The following is an 18,163-nucleotide window of genomic DNA, read 5'->3' on the forward strand; positions in this document are numbered from 1 at the left end:
ACCTCCCCATTTTTATTGGAATCCGTACTTCTGTAAGATCGCCTTTCCTTTGTCGCTTGTCAAGTAGGCAAGGAAAGCTTTTGCCGCATCCGGATGCTTCGAGTTGCTGACGACCGCACCCGGATACACGATCGGCTTGTGCCATTCCGGGCTGGCTGTCGCGAGCACCTTCACTTCTTTGGAGATCGCGGCGTCGCTGGAATAGACGATACCGACATCCGCGTTGCCTGACTCGACGAAGGTCAGCACCTGGCGAACGTCACTGGCGAAAACCATCCGGCCAGACAAGGTATCCCACAGCTTGAGCGTTTCGAGTGCTTCTTTTGCATAGCGGCCTGCGGGCACGGTTTCCGGCGCACCGACTGCGATGTACTTGATTTCCGGTTTGTCCAGGTCTGCAAAAGAAGGGATGGCGAGCGTACTGTCTTTGTCTGCGATGAGCACGAGCGCGTTGCCAGTGAAATTCTGGCGCGTCTCTTTGACGATCAACTGCTTCTCTTCCAGCCCGTCCATGTCCTTTTGGCTGGCAGACAGGAAGACGTCGGAAGGAGCGCCTTGCGAAATCTGGGTAGCCAGCTTTCCCGAGCTGCCGAAGATGAAGGTGAGGGTCGTTCCGGGATTTTCCGCCTCAAAAGACGCTTTCAGCTCGTCCAAGGCATCAGTCAAGCTTGCCGCTGCGGAAACCATCAGCGCAGTCTTTTCTGTCCGGGCAGATTCAGTTGCCTGCGGAGTTGTCTGTGCAGTCGAGCATGCTCCGAGCAACAGGGTGAATGCTGCGCATACAGCCAGCCATCGTTTTTTCATCAGATTACCCTCCACTCGTTATGTTTAATTATAATTAGTTATATCTGGATATAATGAATTATAGTGTTTTGCTGTGAATAATCAATTGCGATTTTCCGCTAATTGAAAGAAAATGAAAGGAAAGAGTCGAGCGGAGGGCCAGACATGACACACGAAAAATCGTATACAACGGAAGAGATCGCGAAGATTTTGCGCATCTCGAAGCTGACCGTCTACGATCTGATTAAAAAAGGCGAGCTGCCTGCGTATCGTGTCGGCAGGCAGATGCGTGTGGACGAAAGTGATCTGGAGGCGTACAAGGCACGGGCAAAAGGCGGGTATCGTCAGGCGCAGGGTGAAGCTTCCGCTCATTCCATGCAAGGACAAGCCTTGCCGACAACAGGGCAGACGATGCCTTCCGCGCTGCGCCACGTCATTATCAGCGGGCAGGATGTCAGTCTTGACTTGCTCGCCAGCCATCTGGAAAAACGCGAACTGCCGCTTAGGCCGTTGCGCTCCTACAGCGGCTCGCTGAACAGCCTGGTGGCCATGTACGCAGGCAAGGCTGATATTGTCAGTACCCACTTGTTTGACGGAGAGACGATGGAGTACAACGTGCCATACGTTCGCCGCATCCTGAACGGGCATCGCTTCCTCGTCGTCAACATGCTGGCGCGTTGGGCCGGCCTTTACGTGCAGGCAGGCAATCCCAAACAGATTTTGTCCTGGACGGACCTGGCCAAGCCGGGGGTGCGGATCGTCAACCGCGAAAAAGGCTCGGGAGCACGCACGCTGCTTGAGGAGCAGCTTCGGCTGGCGAATATCGCAGGGCGCGACGTGAACGGCTACGAGCACGAGGAGACGAGTCATCTTGCGCTGGCGGGAGTGGTTGCCCGCAAGGAAGCAGATGTGGGCGTCGGAATCGAAAAGGCAGCCCGGCTGGTCGGTGTAGAGTTCGTGCCGATGGTCAAGGAGAGGTATGATCTCGTGATGCTCAAGACAAAGGAAAATGAGACATTGCTCACTGCCGTCCTCGACATCCTGCGATCCGCTGCTTTTCAAAAAGAACTGGAAGCAGTGGGCGGCTACGATCTGAGCCAGACAGGAACAATCATCTATGAAACATGGTAGGAATTGCGCCGTTCGCCCAGGCTGCAGGCAGTGGGAGGCTTTTTCTTTGCGGCGAACATGGCGGACAGATTGACAATTTTCTACTCACAAGCGGTTGTTATTTGCTACAATGGAACAAAAATGACGCTTGCAGCCGAGCGATTTCTGGGGGCTGTCATGAAGACATTGCAAAAAACGAGTTTACTGGTATGTGCAACCATTCTGGTCCTGTTTGGCTCCATCGGCATCATCAGCTACTGGCCAGAGATTATCAAATTCGTGCAGACAGGCCAAACGACGGTGGCAGAGCAAACCGGAGCCGATCCTTTTTCATACGATCCGCCGCTGCCATCCTATGTGAAGGATCTCCATCCCGTTTACAGGATCCAGGCCGAATTACATACATCCGAGGCAAAAATCAAGGGAAAGATGACGATTGAATTTGACAATCCGCAGACGGCGGATTTGCGCCTGTACGTCTATGATTACCTGTGGAACAAAATGACGGTCAAATCGATCCGCTACAAGGACAAGCCGCTCGCGTTTGAACGCGGACTGTCCATGGTCAAGCTGGCAAATCCGCTGGGCGCGGAAATGCGCGGGGCGCTCGCGATCGAGTTTGAAAATCCGGTGCCGCGCAGAGGAACGCGCTTTGGGGTCAAGGACGACATCTGGACGCTGACGACGTGGTATCCGATGCTGGGCGCGCAAAACCAGCAAGGAAAATGGTACGACCCGCCGCAGCGTGTAGATTTTGGCGATCCGTTTATTTACCACTACGCGGATTACGATGTCTCCTTTATTTCCCCGAAGGGCTACAACTGGGTCAGTTCGTGGGGCAAAGGCAGTGCAAAGGCAATCGAGGGCAGCAAGCAGCTCATCCACTATCAAGGCAAAAAGCTGCTGAATTTCGCCCTGGTCGGCAGCCCGCTGTACCATGTGGAAACCATCCAGATCGGGCCGAACCTGACTGTCGACATCGCCTCTGTGGACAAAGGCAACATCCAGCGGATCAAGACGATTGCCGAAGCGGTGTTTCCTACATACAACGACTGGTACGGGCCGCTTCCGTACCCGCACGTCGCGATTGCCGAGACAGCACCCGGCACGACGTATGCAATGGAGTACGCCAATCTCGCCATTTTCAAGCGCGACATGTACCAGCGCAATCTGATCGATCACTGGCTGCCGCATGAAATCGCCCATTTGTGGTGGTACAACAGCGTGGCGACGCTGGAAGCCGCCCACGGCTGGCTCGACGAAGGGCTTGTAGAGGTGAGTGTGTACCATTACTTGCAAAATCGGTACGGTGCACAGTCGGCGTCCACGCTGCTCGACGAGTACAAACGCGACGTCCGCCGACTGCAGGAGCGCTACCCGAACGGCTGGCTGGACAAGCCGTTGCAAAAATTCGCGACCGAAGAAGAATTCCATTGGACGTGGTATTCCAAAGGAGCCTTGCTGTTTGACCATCTGCGCAGGCAGATCGGCGATGAAGCGTACAAGAGCTTCCTCCACCGCGTACAGCAAAATTACCACGGCAGTGTGATCGGGGCCGAGCATCTCGACCAGGCGCTGGGGCAAACGCTGCGTGGCGAAGCGAAATACTTCGTGAACGCGACGAAAAAACCGCATCGCGACGGTCTGAGCAAGGTGCAGCTAGAGCCGTATATTACAACGATCATCAACAACATGAGCTTTTATCCGTCTATCCCGGCGAGAGCCACGGGCGGTACGGTGTATTTGCCGCTGCGCGAACTCGGGGAAAAACTGGGGCTTGCCATCAGTTGGGACGAGAAGGAGCAGATGATTCGCGTAAAAGGCTATGGCCGGGAAGTGTTGGTGAAGGAGCGGGAGCGCTTCGCCATCCGCGACGGGCAAAAGCTCGACCTTGGTCATCCGCTGATGGAAATCAAGGAGCGCACCATGGTGCCGCTATCGTTTTTCGCAAACGTATTCGAATTGGCAACTGACTACGATCCAGCCGAAAAAACCGTAAAAATTCAAACGCGAAAAGCGAGTGGAAAGGGGGCGGAAATAAAATGAAAAACCTGATTCTCGTCGGCTTTATGGGAACCGGAAAGACAACGGTCGGAGTTGCGCTTGCTGATTCCCTGGGCATTGCCCACAAGGACCTGGACCATGCCATCATCGAAGAAGCGGGCTGCTCCATCCCGGAGCTGTTCGCCCGGCACGGGGAGGCGTATTTTCGCGATCTGGAGTCCCGCCTGCTGCAACAGCTTCTGGACAATGGCCCGCAAGTGTTGACGACAGGCGGAGGAGCTGTGCTGCGCAAGCAAAACGTCGAAGTCATGCTGGCAAAAGGAACAGTGATTGCGCTTCATGCCAGCGAGGAAGAATTAATCAGACGACTGGAAAACGACACCTCGCGCCCGTTGCTTGCCGGAGGGGTGGCAGAACGTGTGAGAACGCTCTTGGCGGAACGCGCAGGTGCGTACGATTTTGCCCCGATCCAGGTGGATACGACCGGAAAAAGCCTGCAGGCAGTCGTGGACGAAATTCGGGCGCAGGTGGTTGAAAGCGCAGAAGACGGGCAACAATAAAAAGGACAGCGCCATTGCCGGAAGCAAAGACGGCGTGTATCTGCGAGTACGAAGGAGGTCACGTGCGATGTCCTTTCAAGAGTATTTGAAGTACCTGACGAAATTGTTTGTCCAGTACATGGAGACACCAAAAGATGAACGGCGTCAGCGGAAGGCTCCGCGTGAGCCTTGGTCGGCACGCTGGTTCGGGGCGATCCCTATGTCGATTCGGCTGTTGTGGCGCAAGTAAACCTACCATGATAAGCGGACGGAGGGTGCGGTGCGTATGGCAAGAGTAGCGGTAGAAAAATCCCTTTCCCAGATTCGCAAAATGCTGAGTGACAACGGCTATGATGTGGTTGATTTGGGAAACTGGCAACAGGTCGTCGATGCGATTGTGATTACGGGTCAGGATATAAACGTTTTGGGCGATCAAAACAAGACGATTACAGGTGCACCGATTATCAGTGCAGAGGGAATGACGGCCGATGAGGTTTTTCATGCCGTACACGAGCGCCTTTCCCCGACCGATCATCGTTGATCGTAAAAGCCAAGGCTGCGTTCTCGCGTGGACATGCGAACGCAGCCCGGCAAAAAAACAGGCTCTCCGCCATCGACAGGCAGGAGAGCTTGTTTTTTTGCGAAAAAACGACGGTTCAGCTTTGCGGCTGACGCGCTACGTGAAAGGTACCGACCTTGTGCGCATACGTGTATGGGACAAAGCGAAGACCTTCGTCCCATACCCCCACGTAAGCGTATTGATCGTTCCACAAATGGAGTGAGCCGACGACGAACGGAGCAAGCACCTGGGAGTGGTACAAGGGAACGGTCAGCGTTACCGAAGCATCGTTTTCCTGCTGCCACAACTGCGGCCACGTAATCGCGCTGTCCCTGTGCAACTGGCTGACCCAGCCAATCTGGTCAAACGGATCTTTTTGCGTCCGCTGCAGGATGCGCGTCCCTGTCAGCCGCTGTCCGGTAGGGACGAGACTTTGCGCGGACAGGCTGCGAAAGTCCGGCTCGCTTGCGGTAAACGAAGCGGGGTAGACTTCGCCCGTCTTGGCATTTACCAGTTGCGACGAGGACTGCCGCGTGACCAGCCAGTGGGAAGCAAATCCGTCGTAGACGGGTTCTGCGGCAATTTCCCGCGGGGCAAAAGCGTCGTCGAACAAGATGTATTCTCCGACCCCGTATTCCAATAGCACGAATTTTGGTTGGGCAAACGTTTCGGGTTCTTCTCCTACGACCAGGTACCCGACCTGTTTGTCCGCTTTTTTGATGCTGACCAGCCACTGGCGTTGATTGGGACCAAGTGTCTGCACGTCTGTATCGGCTTGTTGCCACTCCTTGAATTGCGGATCACGGGTGGCAAGCTCGTTCATCCACGTCTGGATTTGGGCGTGAAACTTTTGGTTCCAGCCCGTCTCTTCTTCTGCCTGGACAGGCCAGGCGAGCAACGCAAAAGACAAAAGTACCCCGAGCAGGGGGAGGAATCGTCTGGTCACAAACATGCACCACCTTTTGTACAGGCTAAGCTTATTCCTATTGTAACCAGCTATGACAAAAAGATTTGTTGCAACTTGTCACTGTCTCGGCACTTCTTCTCGCTGATCTTTTACATCATTCGCCGGGATGCGGGGAGATGGCGCATCGTTTTTGCCGGATGCGCTTTTTCGGCAGGCGGAGTGGAGTGCAAGTAAAACAGTCCGCCGTTGATAAAATGCACCTCAATCCGCGGCTCGTACTGCCAGCGCAGTTCGTCCATCCGGCGCTGTTTTTCTTCTTCCGGCGTGCTTTTTTTCCATTCCTCCTGATTGATTTCCTCACGGGGTGTCTCCTGGATGCTATTGGCACGCAAAAAGTCGAGGATTCGCCCCCCGGACGAGCGGTATTCGTCAAGTGATTGCTGTGCTTCGACAACAGGCTCGCGGGCTTGGACTGTCGCACCTACAGGCAGCGGGATGGGGGCTTTCTCTGCGGGGGCATCTGCCGCCTCCGCAGATTCGCTCTTGTCCTGCTCTGCGGGCGGCTCGCGCCGGGCAAGCTCTTCGTAGTAGGCAGCCAGTATGTCCAGTTCCTCCGACAAACGTGCCCGCGCTTCCATGGCCCACTGCTGATCTTCCTGCGCGATAACGGCATCGACCTCCTGCTTTGCCAGCTCCACCGCCTCTTCCACAGACAGCTTCCGGTCGAGGGTGTAAAAGTAATCCGGGATGGTTGGGGAGAGTGGCAGCTGAAACAAGAATGAGGCAAAATCGTGCACGAGGCGCGGCTGGTGCAGGTTGATCCCGAGATAGAGCATGATGTCGCGACGCTTGTCGCAGATGAGCGATACTTTCAGGTTGAGCCCGAGCCAGGGAACGAGCGGCGTGGAGCGGCGCTTGCCTGCGCCCGGCAGGGAAGCGGTATTTTTCTCGTACATGCATAAAAAGCGTCCGTGCTTTTTCGCGGAGGCAAAAATTTGCTGCATGCGCATCGCACCCAGATGCAGATGCTCGACCCGCAGTCCGTCCGGCATCCGGTCCGGATGAAACGCAAAGGTGAGCACGAGCGGCTGGTAAGCCAGATTCATTTTTTCGACCCAACTCCAGTAAAACGGGCGGTTGCCAATATCCTTGTCCACCTCAACCGGAAGTTTGACCGTCAAGTAATCCGGATGGGTTTCGACGATGTGTGCGGAAAAAGCCGCGAGGTAGCGTTCTACAAATTGCCTGACCTGGTTGGCTTGCATCAGGGGAAACCTCTTTTCTTTTGGGCGTTTTGGCTATTGCTCTGCTGCTCCCGACAGGGCAGGGGAGGCGTGCAGTTGTCGGCTGGCGCGGATCGCCTGGCCCATGTTGTCGAGCTTGATGGCCATTTCGCGGGTCGATTTGGAGTCCATGATGATCTGGGTCAGATTTTCTTCCAGGGACGAACTGAGGTTGAGCCGCTCCACGATGTCGTCCAGCTCGCCGATCACCATCTCGAACAGGTCGATTTTTTCATACAGGAGTTTCAGAATGTGCTCCTCGATTGTGCCGACGGTGGACAAATTGTAAATGTGCACGTCCCGCTTCTGGCCGAGACGGTGGACGCGGCCGATCCGCTGTTCGACGCGCATCGGGTTCCACGGCATGTCGTAGTTGATGACCTGATTGCAAAACTGCAGGTTGATGCCTTCTCCACCTGCTTCGGTGGCGATGAGCACCTGCGCGCGGTTTTGAAACAGGTCGGTCATCCAGTCCTTTTTGCTGCGCTTGAATCCGCCGCGAAACGGCACAGAGGTAATGCCGTGGTCATGCAAATATTTTTGCAGGTAGTTTTGCGTCGCCCGGTACTCGGTGAAAATGATGACTTTGTCGTTGATCTCCTGGAGCAGCTCGACCGTTTTTGCCGCCTTGGAATGCGTCTCGATCCGCTTAATCATCTCCACCAGCTGCAAAATTTGGCCGCGCAGGGGAGAATCTTCGCTGGTGCGCTGGTGCATGTTGTACAGCGTCATGAAGGCGGCTTCCTTGCTGGAGCAAACCTCGCGCTGGAGCGTAATCAACGCGAGTGAGTTGAACAGCCCTGACTCTGCCTGGTACTGGTCGCGCACAAAGCGGGTGACGCCCTCGTACAGCTCCATTTCCTCCTGCGACAGCTCGATGGGAATCGACTGGACGCGTCGGCTGGTGAACTGGATGCCGCCGTCGCTTCGCTTGTTGCGAATCATTACTTTTTCAATTTCTTCGCGCAATTTGTCGCTGTTTTTCGACTGGCGCTTCCCTTCGACGTAATTGGAGGCAAACGACGCGGAGTGCCCGAGGTGCCCCGGCTTCAACAAATTAATCAGGTTGTACAGCTCGTCCATTTCGTTCTGGATCGGGGTGGCCGTGAGCAGCAGGCAATATTTTTTGCGAATTTCCTTCACGAACTGATAGTTTCGCGTCCGCCTGTTCTTGAGCTTGTGCGCCTCGTCGATAATCAGCATGTCGTAGTCGATGTCGAGCACGTGGCGGCGATGCGGGTCTCTTTTCGCTGTGTCGATGGAAGCGACGACAACCTCATGCTGTCTCCACATGTACTCCTTTTTTTGCGCCACAGCAGGAATGCCGAATTTTTGCTGCAATTCCTTCGTCCACTGGATGACGAGGGAGGCGGGAACGAGCACGAGAATTTTTTTCGCCAGCCCTCTGACCATGTACTCCTTCATAATCAGCCCGGCTTCAATCGTCTTGCCAAGACCGACCTCGTCAGCGAGAATGGCGCGCCCGCGCATTTCGTTGAGCACCCGTTCCGCCGTCTGCAACTGGTGGGGAAACGGGGAGAGAAGCGGCAAGTATTTCAGGCATTGCAACTGATCGAACTCGCGGACAGCCATGGCCTCTTCCGCTTCCAGCGCCAGCTTGAACAGCTCCCATTTGTCCCAGGGGCCGTCTTCGTGCAGGCGCTCCGTCAGCGGGGCTATCCAGCTCGTGTCGAATGAAACGGGAATATTCGGCATATAGGTTACTCCTTTACAAAGCTCTGCCATAACTTTCATACGCCTTATCAAAAAACTTAACAATCGTTACCGTATCTATCATTTTGTTAAGCGTTTCTTGATCTGACTGTTAATTTGCATATTTTCAACAGCGGACACTCATGGTAGGATAAAGAGGAAGTTCTTTTATTAGTATGGAAATCGCAGCAAAAACTTATGTATGACCATCTACCCACAGCGAATGATAGTAGCAGGGAGAGACTGCGCGAACCACTGCAGCGCCGAAGGAGCAAGCCGGAACCGGTGAATCTCTCAGGCAAAAGAACCTCTACTGGACGCAACTCTGGAGAGAGCTCGATCATGGAGCCACCAAAGGGGAAACTTGCAGGTGCGGTGATCCCCGCCGCGCTTGATTGGCAAGGTAACTCTCAGGTACCAAGGACAGAGGAGGAAAAATGGGCACCATTCTTTTTGGTGTACCCGTTTTTTCGCCTCTGTTTTTTCATGGGGAGCAATGCCGACTAACAGCCTTTAGGAGGTGCCACACATGTCCAATCTGAAAAGAACGCCACTATTTGATTCCTACGCGAAATACGGCGCCAAAACGATTGACTTCGGTGGTTGGGAGCTGCCTGTACAGTTCTCCAGCATTGGCCAGGAGCACGAAGCCGTTCGCACGAAAGCAGGTTTGTTTGACGTATCTCACATGGGCGAGGTAGACGTAAAAGGCGAGAGTGCGCTCGAATATTTGCAGCGCGTCACCACCAACGACGTGTCCAAGCTGGCTGTCGGGCAAGCGCAGTACAGTGTGCTCTGCTACCCGGACGGCGGTACGGTCGACGATCTGCTCGTTTACAAATACGCAGACGACCATTACCTGCTCGTCATTAACGCCGGAAACATTGACAAAGACTATGAATGGCTGAAAGAGCACCTGATTCCAGGTGTGACCATTGAAAACATTTCGCCGCAAACGGCGCAGCTCGCCATTCAGGGACCTTTGGCCGAATCGATCTTGCGAAAGCTGACCGCGACAGACCTGTCGAAAATCGGCTTCTTCCGCTTCGAGCGTGACGTAGAGATCGCTGGCATTCCGGCACTTGTCTCTCGCACGGGCTATACTGGCGAGGACGGCTTTGAGATTTACCTGGCGGCCGATCGCGCAGCAGAGCTGTGGGACGCGCTGCTTGCAGCCGGCAAGGAAGACGGACTTTTGCCTTGCGGACTTGGCGCACGCGACACGCTGCGTTTCGAAGCCAAGCTGCCGCTGTACGGTCAGGAGCTGAGCAAAGACATCACGCCGATTGAGGCGGGGATCGGCTTCGCGGTGAAGGTGGACAAAGAAGTGCCGTTCATCGGCCAGGAAGTGCTCAAGGCGCAAAAGGAAAACGGTGCGCCTCGCAAGCTCGTCGGCATCGAGATGATTGACCGCGGCATTCCGCGCACGCACTACCCGGTCTATGCCGGAGAAGAACTGGTGGGCGAAGTGACGACAGGTACACAATCCCCAACCTTGAAGAAAAATGTCGGCCTGGCGCTCGTCAAAAGCGAGCATGCGGCGCTTGGCACCCAGCTGGAAGTGGAGATTCGCGGAAAGCGCCTCAAAGCCGAGGTCGTAGCCACTCCTTTTTACAAACGTCCGAAAAACTAGGCAATCGCTCACTATACATTTATTTTGAGGAGGACAACGTTCGTGAAATATCGCTACCTGCCCCAAACCGATCAGGACAAGCGCGAAATGCTCGATACCCTGGGCGTTTCCAGTGTAGAAGACCTGTTTGCAGACATTCCGGAAGAAGTGCGCTTCAAAGGTGCGCTGAACATTCCGGAAGCTCTGTCCGAGCCGGAACTGGTGAAATACTTCTCGCGTCTGGCCAATAAAAACGTCAACTTCAACACGCACGTAAACTTTTTGGGCGCTGGTGTTTACCAGCACTACATGCCGAGCACAGTGAACCACATGCTGTTGCGCGGAGAATTTTTTACAGCGTACACGCCGTATCAGCCTGAGATCAGTCAGGGTGAGCTGCAAGCGATTTTTGAATTCCAGACGATGGTATGTGAACTGACCGGAATGGAAGTAGCGAACTCCTCCATGTACGATGGGGCGACTTCGCTGGCAGAAGCGGCGATGATGGCGGCTGGCCACACGGGCAAAAAACGCGTTGTCGTCTCCCGTGCTGTTCATCCAGAAGCGCGCGGCGTTCTGAAAACATACGCCTACGGACAAAGCGTGGAGCTGGTCGAGGTTGGGCTCGACAGCAACGGAGTGACCGATCTCGCAGCGCTGGAAGCGGCTGTGGACGAAAATACGGCGGCTGTCATCGTCCAATACCCGAACTTCTTCGGAAACGTCGAGGACCTGGCAGCAATCGAGCCGATTGCCCATGGCAAAGGCGCACTGTTTGTCACGTCCGCCAACCCGCTTGCCCTTGGCGTACTGGAAGCACCGGGCAAACTGGGCGCAGACATCGTGGTCGGCGACATGCAGCCATTCGGCATCCCGGCATCGTTTGGCGGACCGCACTGCGGATATTTCGCGACAACAACCAAGCTGATGCGCAAAATGCCAGGCCGGATCGTCGGTCAGACAAAAGACGAAAACGGCAAGCGCGGCTTCGTTCTCACGCTGCAAGCGCGCGAACAACACATTCGCCGTGAAAAAGCGACGTCCAACATCTGCTCCAACCAGGCACTGCTGGCACTGGCTGCATCGATCACCATGTCGGCGCTCGGAAAACAGGGCGTGCAGGAAATCGCGATGTTGAACCTGCAAAAAGCGCACTACGCCAAACAAGCGCTGCAGGCAAAAGGACTGGAAGTCGTCTTTACCTCTCCGTTCTTTAACGAATTCGTAGTCAAGCTGTCCAAACCGGTTGCCGAAGTAAACAAAAAGCTGCTTGACGCAGGCATCATCGGCGGCTACGACCTGGGACTGGATTATCCGGAATTTGCGGGCCATACGCTGCTTGCGGTAACCGAGCTGCGGACCAAGGAAGAAATCGACACATTGGCGGCTGAATTGGAGGCGATCACACGTGCGTAAAGACCAGGAAAAAGCACTGATTTTTGAATTGAGCAAACCGGGCCGTGTGGGCTACAATCTGCCGGCGTTGGATGTACCAGAGGTAGAGGTGGCAAGCCTGCTGCCGAAGCACCTCATCCGCGAAACTCCTGCTGAATTGCCGGAAGTATCCGAGCTGCAACTGGTTCGTCACTACACCGAACTGTCCCGTCGCAACCACGGGGTAGACAACGGTTTCTACCCGCTCGGTTCCTGCACGATGAAATACAATCCTAAAGTCAACGAGGACGTGGCGCGCTACGATGGCTTCGCCCTGACTCACCCGTACCAGCCGGAAGAAACGGTGCAGGGTGCATTGGAGCTTTTGTACAACCTGCAGGAAGAACTGGCTGAGATCACCGGAATGGACGCGGTCACGCTGCAACCGGCTGCCGGGGCGGCAGGCGAGTGGACTGGTCTGATGATGATTCGTGCCTACCACGAGAGCCGCGGCGAAGGCCACCGCACAAAAGTGATCGTGCCAAACTCCGCGCACGGTACGAACCCGGCTTCTGCGGCAGTAGCAGGACTGGAAACCATTACCATCGCCTCTGACGAGCGCGGCCTGGTAGACATTCAGGCGCTGCGCGATGCCGTAGGCCCTGATACAGCGGCACTCATGCTGACCAACCCGAACACGCTCGGTCTGTTCGAAGAGGACATCGTGGAAATGGCGAAAATCGTCCACGAAGCAGGCGGCCTCTTGTATTACGATGGTGCGAACGCGAATGCGATTCTCGGCATCGCCCGCCCAGGCGACATGGGCTTCGACGTGGTGCATCTCAACTTGCACAAAACGTTTACCGGACCTCACGGCGGGGGCGGACCAGGTGCTGGCCCTGTCGGCGTGAAAAAGATTCTCGAACCGTTCTTGCCAACGCCGATCGTGGCGAAAAAAGAAGACGGCACCTTCTACTGGGACAGCAACCGTCCGGCTTCCATCGGCCGCGTAAAAGGCTACAACGGCAACTTCGGCATTCTCGTACGTGCACACAGCTACATCCGCAGCATGGGTCCGGAAGGCTTGCTGCAAGTTTCGCAAAATGCCGTGCTCAGCGCCAACTACATGATGCGCCGCCTGGCTGCGGCTTACCACCTGCCGTATGACCGTGTCTGCAAGCATGAGTTTGTCCTGTCCGGCGTGCTCCAGAAAAAGCTGGGCGTTCGCACCCTCGACATTGCAAAACGTTTGCTCGACTTCGGCTACCATCCGCCGACAATCTACTTCCCGCTGATTGTCGATGAGTGCCTGATGATTGAGCCGACCGAAACTGAAACAAAAGAAACGCTCGACGAGTTCATCGACGTCATGCTGCAAATTGCCCGCGAGTGCGAGGAAACGCCAGAGCTTGTACAGGAAGCGCCGCACACAACCGTGGTCAAACGTCTGGATGAAGCGACAGCGGCACGCAAGCCGATCCTGCGCTATCAACCGCAAGCCTAATAGCTCTCTTTTGGAAAAGTCGCCTTGCTACAGGGCGGCTTTTCTTTACCGATTGATGCAGCCGATCCAAACCTTGCCCCCCATTGGGGAGAAGCGTACAATGAATGTGTTGTGAATCAGGGAGGTACATACGATGGAACAGTGGCGCTATATTGTGACTGATGCGATGTCTCCGGCAATGAACATGGCTGTGGACGAAGCGATTTTGCAGATGCACAGCGAGGGCAAGGTGCCCCCGACCGTTCGTTTTTACACGTGGGACCCGGCTACTCTGTCGATTGGCTATTTTCAAAAGGCGATGAAAGAAATCAATCTGGAAGAAGTGAAAAGGCAAGGGCTGGGCTTTGTCCGCCGTGCGACAGGAGGACGTGCCGTTCTGCACGATCAGGAGCTGACGTACAGCGTGATCGTTTCGGAGGAGCATCCGCGGATGCCGTCCGGTGTGACGGAAGCGTACAAAATCATCAGTCTAGGCCTTTTGCACGGCTTTCAAAACCTTGGCCTGGAAGCAGAGATGGTGTCGCTTGCGAGCGAGGAGGAAAAAGAGAAGTATTCCTCTCCAGGGTCGTCCGCTTGCTTCGATTCGCCATCGTGGTATGAGCTGGTCGTGGAAGGGAAAAAGGTCGCAGGCAGCGCACAGACGCGGCAAAAGGGCGTGATTCTCCAGCACGGCTCTATTTTGCTCGATATGGACGTCGAACTTTTGTTCTCGCTGTTGCACTTCCCGTCGGATCGCGTCAAGCAGCGGATGATGGACAGCTTCCGCCAAAAAGCGGTGACGATCAACGAAGTAAGCACGCGGCCTGTGAGTTTGCAGGAAGCGATCGAGGCGTTTTCCAAAGGATTTGCTACCGGGCTGGAAGTGGAGCTGGTGCCGTCCACGCTCACAGACGAAGAGCTGGCGTTGGCGGAGGAACTGGCAAAAACGCGCTATGGAACAGACGAGTGGAATTTGCGCCGCTAGGCCGTTATCGTTTTCTAGCAGGATCATTTACTGAAAAAAGCTCTCCTGGGACACCGTTCGCACTGGCCAGGAGAGCTTTCCATTTTGCAAGAATAGCTTATTCGAGAGCTTAAACGAGCACGCTGTCGTGAATGTGCTGCTCAAACAATGCTTGCAGCCTGACGGTGACAGGTCCGGGCTGTCCATTGCCGACAGCTTCGCCATCCACGGAAACGAGCGGCATGACTTCCGCTGTCGTGCTGGTGAGGAACAGCTCGTCGGCTTGCTTCAGGAAGGCAATGTCAAAAGCTTCCTCGTGAACGCCGATGCCGTTTGCCTTCGCCAGATCAATCACGACCTGACGGGTAATGCCGTGCAGGATCAGGTTGTCTGCCGGATGCGTGTACAGTTCGCCGTTTTTCACCGCAAACAGATTGGAAGAGCTGCACTCCGTAATGATGCCGTTGCGGTGCAAAATCGAATCTTGCGCCCCCGCGTCCTTGGCGTACTGCTTGACCAGGACGGCTCCAAGCAGGTTCAACGTCTTGATGTCACAGCGCAACCAGCGAATGTCTTCTACGAGCTGGGCTGTCCAGCCTTTTTTCAAATCCTCCACTGGCCGGGCCTTGGGGCGGACAAACACCATGATGACAGGCTTGATGCCGCCGGGAATATCGTGAACACGCGGAGCTGTGCCGCGAGAGATTTGCAGATAAAGGGTTGCATCGTCTTGCGCGGTGATATTGTTTTTCGCCAGCAGTTCTTTGGCCAAATGGGTCAGCTCGTCAGCGCTCCATGGCAACGCAAGCTTGATCTCGCGGGCACTGCGGAACAGTCGCGTCAGGTGAGCGTCCCATTGATACAGGCGCCCTTTGTAGATTCGTACGACTTCGTAAATGCCGTCGCCAAAGTTGTAACCGCGGTCTTCCGGATGAACGGCCGCTTGCCCCTCTTCCACCCATTTGCCATCCACATATAGCATGGTACGTCCTCCTCCAGTGATTCCAGCCGCTTCTTTAAACGTTTTGTGGCTTGATTCAACATTAGCAAATCACACCGCGCGGGGTCAATTTGAAAACGGAAAATCCACGAACAATGATTGGGTACAGGCATCTCGACAAATCGACGTCTTCTGTCCAGGCTGTCTGTGGGGGCGGGCAGATTTGGGCAGAAGGAAAACGAAAGCTGTCCTTCGCTGACGGCGTGTGCTGGTATTTGACTAACTATTCTGACTAGACGCTACTCGGCACAGCGGACCATAATAAAGGCAAACCGCACAGGAAGAAGGGAGAAAAGCCATGCGATCCGTCGGTCATTACGCATTGGGAGCTTTGCTTGTTTGGGGAAGCTTGCTGCCGCTGCCTCTCGCGCTGCCGCAGGCTTATGCGAATCAGACTCACGCAGGGATGGATGCCGAGCTGTTGTACAGCCATGTGGAGCATTTGGCGAAAACAGCGCGGCCAGCGGCGACCGAGACGGAATTTGCAGCAGCGGTATATGTGGAGAATGCTTTGCGTTCATACGGCTATGAGACCGCATTGCAGCCTTTTTATTACGATACGTACAAAAAGCCCGCGAGCGTGTCGCTTGCCATCGAAGGCTGGGAGCGGAGCTGGGCTGTCCATTCATTGACGTTTGGACAAAATGGCGTGCAGACAGCAGAGATTGTCGATGCCGGCTATGGTCGGGCCGTTGATTTTGCCAGCGGCGAGGCCAGGGGGAAAATTGCGCTGGTCAAACGAGGGGAAATTCCGTTTGGCGAAAAGGTCAGACAGGCCGCAGCCGCCGGAGCCGTTGCGGTCATTGTCTGGAACGACCGCGACGGTGAATGGCGGCCGTCGTTGGGCGAGCCGCTGGACATGTCGGTTCCGGTCATTGGCCTGTTGCGGGAGGAAGGACAGCTGATCCGGCAGCGGTTGCTGAAACAGCCGCTGAAAGCGACAGTGAAGGTAGCGGGTGCCGTTACCAGCCGACATACATCCTACAACCTGATTGCCACGAAAAAATCGTCAGGGGCAGGGGCAAACAAGCGCGTGCTCCTTCTCGCGCACCACGACTCAGCTGCTTCGTCGCCAGGGGCCAATGACAACGCTTCCGGCGTGGCCGTCATGCTGGAGGTTGCCCGCCAACTGGCAAAAAGCAGACTGGATGCTGAGGTGCAGCTGGTCAGCCTTGGCGCGGTGACAGCCGACCAGCGCGGGCAACGGGCGTTCAGCGAGTCGTTGACAGAAAAAGACAGGCAAAAAATCGTCGCTGCCTACTACCTCGATGCGGTGGGACGGACGGGCAAAGTAAAAGCCATCACCGAGCGCGGAGAAACCACTTTGGCCGCAGGGTTGCTGGTCGAAGCGGGGGCGAAGCTGTCCGCATGGGAAGACGTGCGTACAGAGCAGCGGAGGGTCTTGGAATTATTGGCAGAAGCAGGCATTTACGCCGTACTCGTCACAAGCCAATCAGCGACGGATGGGACAGACAAGGCAGAGGATGCACTCGCCTCTATTGAAAAAGAGCAACTCGCGCAAACGGCACAAATGATTTTTTCAGCAATCGGCAAAATAACAGACGGAGCAACTCCAGTCTATCCGATCCCGGCAGCGAAGACGAACGGACAACACGAGCCAGAAGAGGATTTACAGTAGCGCAAATCAACAAAGCAGAGTGTTCCGCATCAAGCAAGTGCTGCAGAACGACCGTCATCGTTTTGCAGCCTTTTTGCGTGCAAAGGAAAAGTCATGTCTGGCGCCTCCAGACAAACCAGCCGATCAGGACCAAACCGCAGTAGGTAGTCCCGCTCGCCACGACCGAGACGCTCCACGGGAGCCATATCGCCAGGGAGGCAAACAGGCTGACTGCGAGCAGCATGACCAGCAGCAGCGGTGTCCATTGCAGCTGATGGCGTTCTGTGACAGGGTGCGCAAGTGAATAGAGGAGCAAAGCTGACAGCACCCCTTCCTGGATCAGAGCGAGCAGCGCGAAGACGGCTCCGCCAGTTGGCAGCAGTTGCACGGAAATCAGTTTCATCGGCAAGGGCGAGGCGTGAATATCATGCCAGTGGGAGAGCAGGACAGCTTGACCGAGCAGCAAAAAGAACAAGACGAGCGCCGTACCGACGCCAAGCCCCATTCGCAGCGAATGAGCCTTGCTTGCGCGTCCAGAAACAGGCAGCAGCACAGCGAGTATGAGCAAAAAGTGCAGAGCAAGGAATGAGACAGCGTGAATGAGCCAGTTGCCATTCATTTGATAGCCGAGATCGGGAATGGGGACATGCGGTTGGAGCAAAAAAAGCAAGCCGAAAAACAACAACCCTGTTACAAGGCAAAAACCTGTGCCTGTAACGATCCAATTCCAGTGTTTGTACAGAAAGCCGGTCGTGACGATGAGGGACAATAACAGGGCCCAGATGGGCGACAGTCCTTCGATCAGACGAGCGGACTGCTGACCGAGCATGACGCCTACATACGCAAGCAAAAACAGATGAGTGATGACCGACAGGCTGGAAGCAAACGCTTCGCCAAACAGGTGCAGGTAAAGTTCATAGAGCGAGCTGATTTGCTGGCGGTGGCAAAAACCGAGCAGCTGAAAGCTTAGCCACGCGATCCCAAGACTGACGAGTACGATGCCGATTGTGCCCCAGGAGCCGAAATAGGTAAAGAAACGGAGCCACTCATAACCGCCCAGATAGGGCCCTCCAAGTGCGGCTCCCGCAAAAAGAATGGCGATTTGCCAAGCGACTTTGTCCATAGGCATCATCCTTATTCCCAACTTGCTACATGTGTATGTCCAGGCAAGGCTTGTTCAGAACTGAGAATATTAAACATACTTTTTTGTTTAC

16 protein-coding genes and 2 riboswitches are annotated in these 18,163 nt (G+C 55.2%); of the genes, 10 read left to right on the top strand and 6 right to left on the bottom strand.

Translation table 11 applies throughout. The annotated features are described in order from the left end of the window. Positions 1–12 precede the first annotated feature (12 nt). The gene (gene modA, locus AAFJ72_RS09245) at positions 13–804 is read right to left on the bottom strand and encodes a molybdate ABC transporter substrate-binding protein (protein WP_432776858.1); all 792 of its coding nucleotides are present in this window, start codon (positions 802–804) and stop codon (positions 13–15) included. A gap of 144 nt (positions 805–948) precedes the next feature. Here modA and AAFJ72_RS09250 point away from each other — a divergent pair, with 144 nt between their 5' ends. The 5 genes from AAFJ72_RS09250 to AAFJ72_RS09270 all read left to right on the top strand — a co-directional run bounded on the left by AAFJ72_RS09250 (position 949) and on the right by AAFJ72_RS09270 (position 4,977). Further along, complete coding sequence (locus AAFJ72_RS09250; RefSeq protein WP_432776859.1) at positions 949–1,914, top strand: substrate-binding domain-containing protein; 966 nt, start codon at positions 949–951, stop codon at positions 1,912–1,914. 156 nt (positions 1,915–2,070) lie between these two features. Next, positions 2,071–3,939 carry a stalk domain-containing protein gene (locus AAFJ72_RS09255; protein WP_432776860.1) on the top strand — a complete coding sequence of 623 codons (1,869 nt, stop codon included), beginning with the start codon at positions 2,071–2,073 and terminating at the stop codon, positions 3,937–3,939. After that, positions 3,936–4,457 carry a shikimate kinase gene (locus tag AAFJ72_RS09260; protein ID WP_432776861.1) on the top strand — a complete coding sequence of 174 codons (522 nt, stop codon included), beginning with the start codon at positions 3,936–3,938 and terminating at the stop codon, positions 4,455–4,457. The genes AAFJ72_RS09255 and AAFJ72_RS09260 overlap by 4 nt, the downstream gene beginning before the upstream one ends. Positions 4,458–4,524: 67 nt before the next feature. After that, positions 4,525–4,686, top strand: coding sequence for a YqzE family protein (locus tag AAFJ72_RS09265; RefSeq protein ID WP_432776862.1), 162 nt, complete (start codon positions 4,525–4,527; stop codon positions 4,684–4,686). A gap of 36 nt (positions 4,687–4,722) precedes the next feature. Then, positions 4,723–4,977 (top strand): YkuS family protein, encoded by a 255-nt coding sequence (locus tag AAFJ72_RS09270; protein WP_432776863.1) that lies wholly within the window; start codon positions 4,723–4,725, stop codon positions 4,975–4,977. A 115-nt stretch (positions 4,978–5,092) separates the two neighbouring features. On the opposite strand, the gene AAFJ72_RS09275 is transcribed toward AAFJ72_RS09270, so the two are convergent. The 3 genes from AAFJ72_RS09275 to AAFJ72_RS09285 all read right to left on the bottom strand — a co-directional run bounded on the left by AAFJ72_RS09275 (position 5,093) and on the right by AAFJ72_RS09285 (position 8,901). Then, a complete protein-coding gene (locus AAFJ72_RS09275) occupies positions 5,093–5,941 on the bottom strand; it encodes a hypothetical protein (protein WP_432776864.1) in 849 nt (282 codons plus the stop codon). Positions 5,942–6,051: 110 nt separating this feature from the next. After that, on the bottom strand, positions 6,052–7,167 hold the full coding sequence (locus AAFJ72_RS09280) for a YqhG family protein (RefSeq protein WP_432776865.1): 1,116 nt from the start codon (positions 7,165–7,167) through the stop codon (positions 6,052–6,054). A gap of 33 nt (positions 7,168–7,200) precedes the next feature. Beyond that, complete coding sequence (locus AAFJ72_RS09285; RefSeq protein WP_432776866.1) at positions 7,201–8,901, bottom strand: DEAD/DEAH box helicase; 1,701 nt, start codon at positions 8,899–8,901, stop codon at positions 7,201–7,203. Positions 8,902–9,121: 220 nt separating this feature from the next. After that, a riboswitch (glycine riboswitch) is annotated at positions 9,122–9,218 on the top strand. After that, a riboswitch (glycine riboswitch) is annotated at positions 9,219–9,335 on the top strand. It begins immediately after the preceding riboswitch. Between the two features lie 92 nt (positions 9,336–9,427). Here AAFJ72_RS09285 and gcvT point away from each other — a divergent pair. The 4 genes from gcvT (at position 9,428) to AAFJ72_RS09305 (ending at position 14,352) form a co-directional block, all read left to right on the top strand. Beyond that, positions 9,428–10,531 (top strand): glycine cleavage system aminomethyltransferase GcvT, encoded by a 1,104-nt coding sequence (gcvT, locus tag AAFJ72_RS09290; RefSeq protein ID WP_432776867.1) that lies wholly within the window; start codon positions 9,428–9,430, stop codon positions 10,529–10,531. Between the two features lie 42 nt (positions 10,532–10,573). After that, entirely contained in the window at positions 10,574–11,926 is a 1,353-nt protein-coding gene (gene gcvPA / locus AAFJ72_RS09295) for an aminomethyl-transferring glycine dehydrogenase subunit GcvPA (protein WP_432776868.1), read from the top strand. Beyond that, positions 11,919–13,388 (top strand): aminomethyl-transferring glycine dehydrogenase subunit GcvPB, encoded by a 1,470-nt coding sequence (gene gcvPB, locus AAFJ72_RS09300; RefSeq protein WP_122904079.1) that lies wholly within the window; start codon positions 11,919–11,921, stop codon positions 13,386–13,388. Before gcvPA ends, gcvPB begins: the two co-directional genes overlap by 8 nt. Before the next feature lie 133 nt (positions 13,389–13,521). Beyond that, entirely contained in the window at positions 13,522–14,352 is an 831-nt protein-coding gene (locus AAFJ72_RS09305; protein WP_432776869.1) for a lipoate--protein ligase family protein, read from the top strand. Positions 14,353–14,461: 109 nt separating this feature from the next. Here AAFJ72_RS09305 and dat read toward each other — a convergent pair whose 3' ends face one another. Further along, positions 14,462–15,313, bottom strand: coding sequence for a D-amino-acid transaminase (gene dat / locus AAFJ72_RS09310; RefSeq protein WP_432776870.1), 852 nt, complete (start codon positions 15,311–15,313; stop codon positions 14,462–14,464). Between the two features lie 316 nt (positions 15,314–15,629). Between dat and AAFJ72_RS09315 the strand changes: the two genes are divergently transcribed. Next, a complete protein-coding gene (locus AAFJ72_RS09315; protein WP_432776871.1) occupies positions 15,630–16,970 on the top strand; it encodes a M28 family peptidase in 1,341 nt (446 codons plus the stop codon). A 91-nt stretch (positions 16,971–17,061) separates the two neighbouring features. Here the strand turns inward: AAFJ72_RS09315 and AAFJ72_RS09320 are convergent, their stop codons facing one another. After that, complete coding sequence (locus AAFJ72_RS09320; RefSeq protein ID WP_432776872.1) at positions 17,062–18,072, bottom strand: hypothetical protein; 1,011 nt, start codon at positions 18,070–18,072, stop codon at positions 17,062–17,064. Positions 18,073–18,163 lie beyond the last annotated feature (91 nt).

Source organism: Brevibacillus gelatini (assembly GCF_050920745.1).
GTDB lineage: Bacteria > Bacillota > Bacilli > Brevibacillales > Brevibacillaceae > Brevibacillus > Brevibacillus gelatini.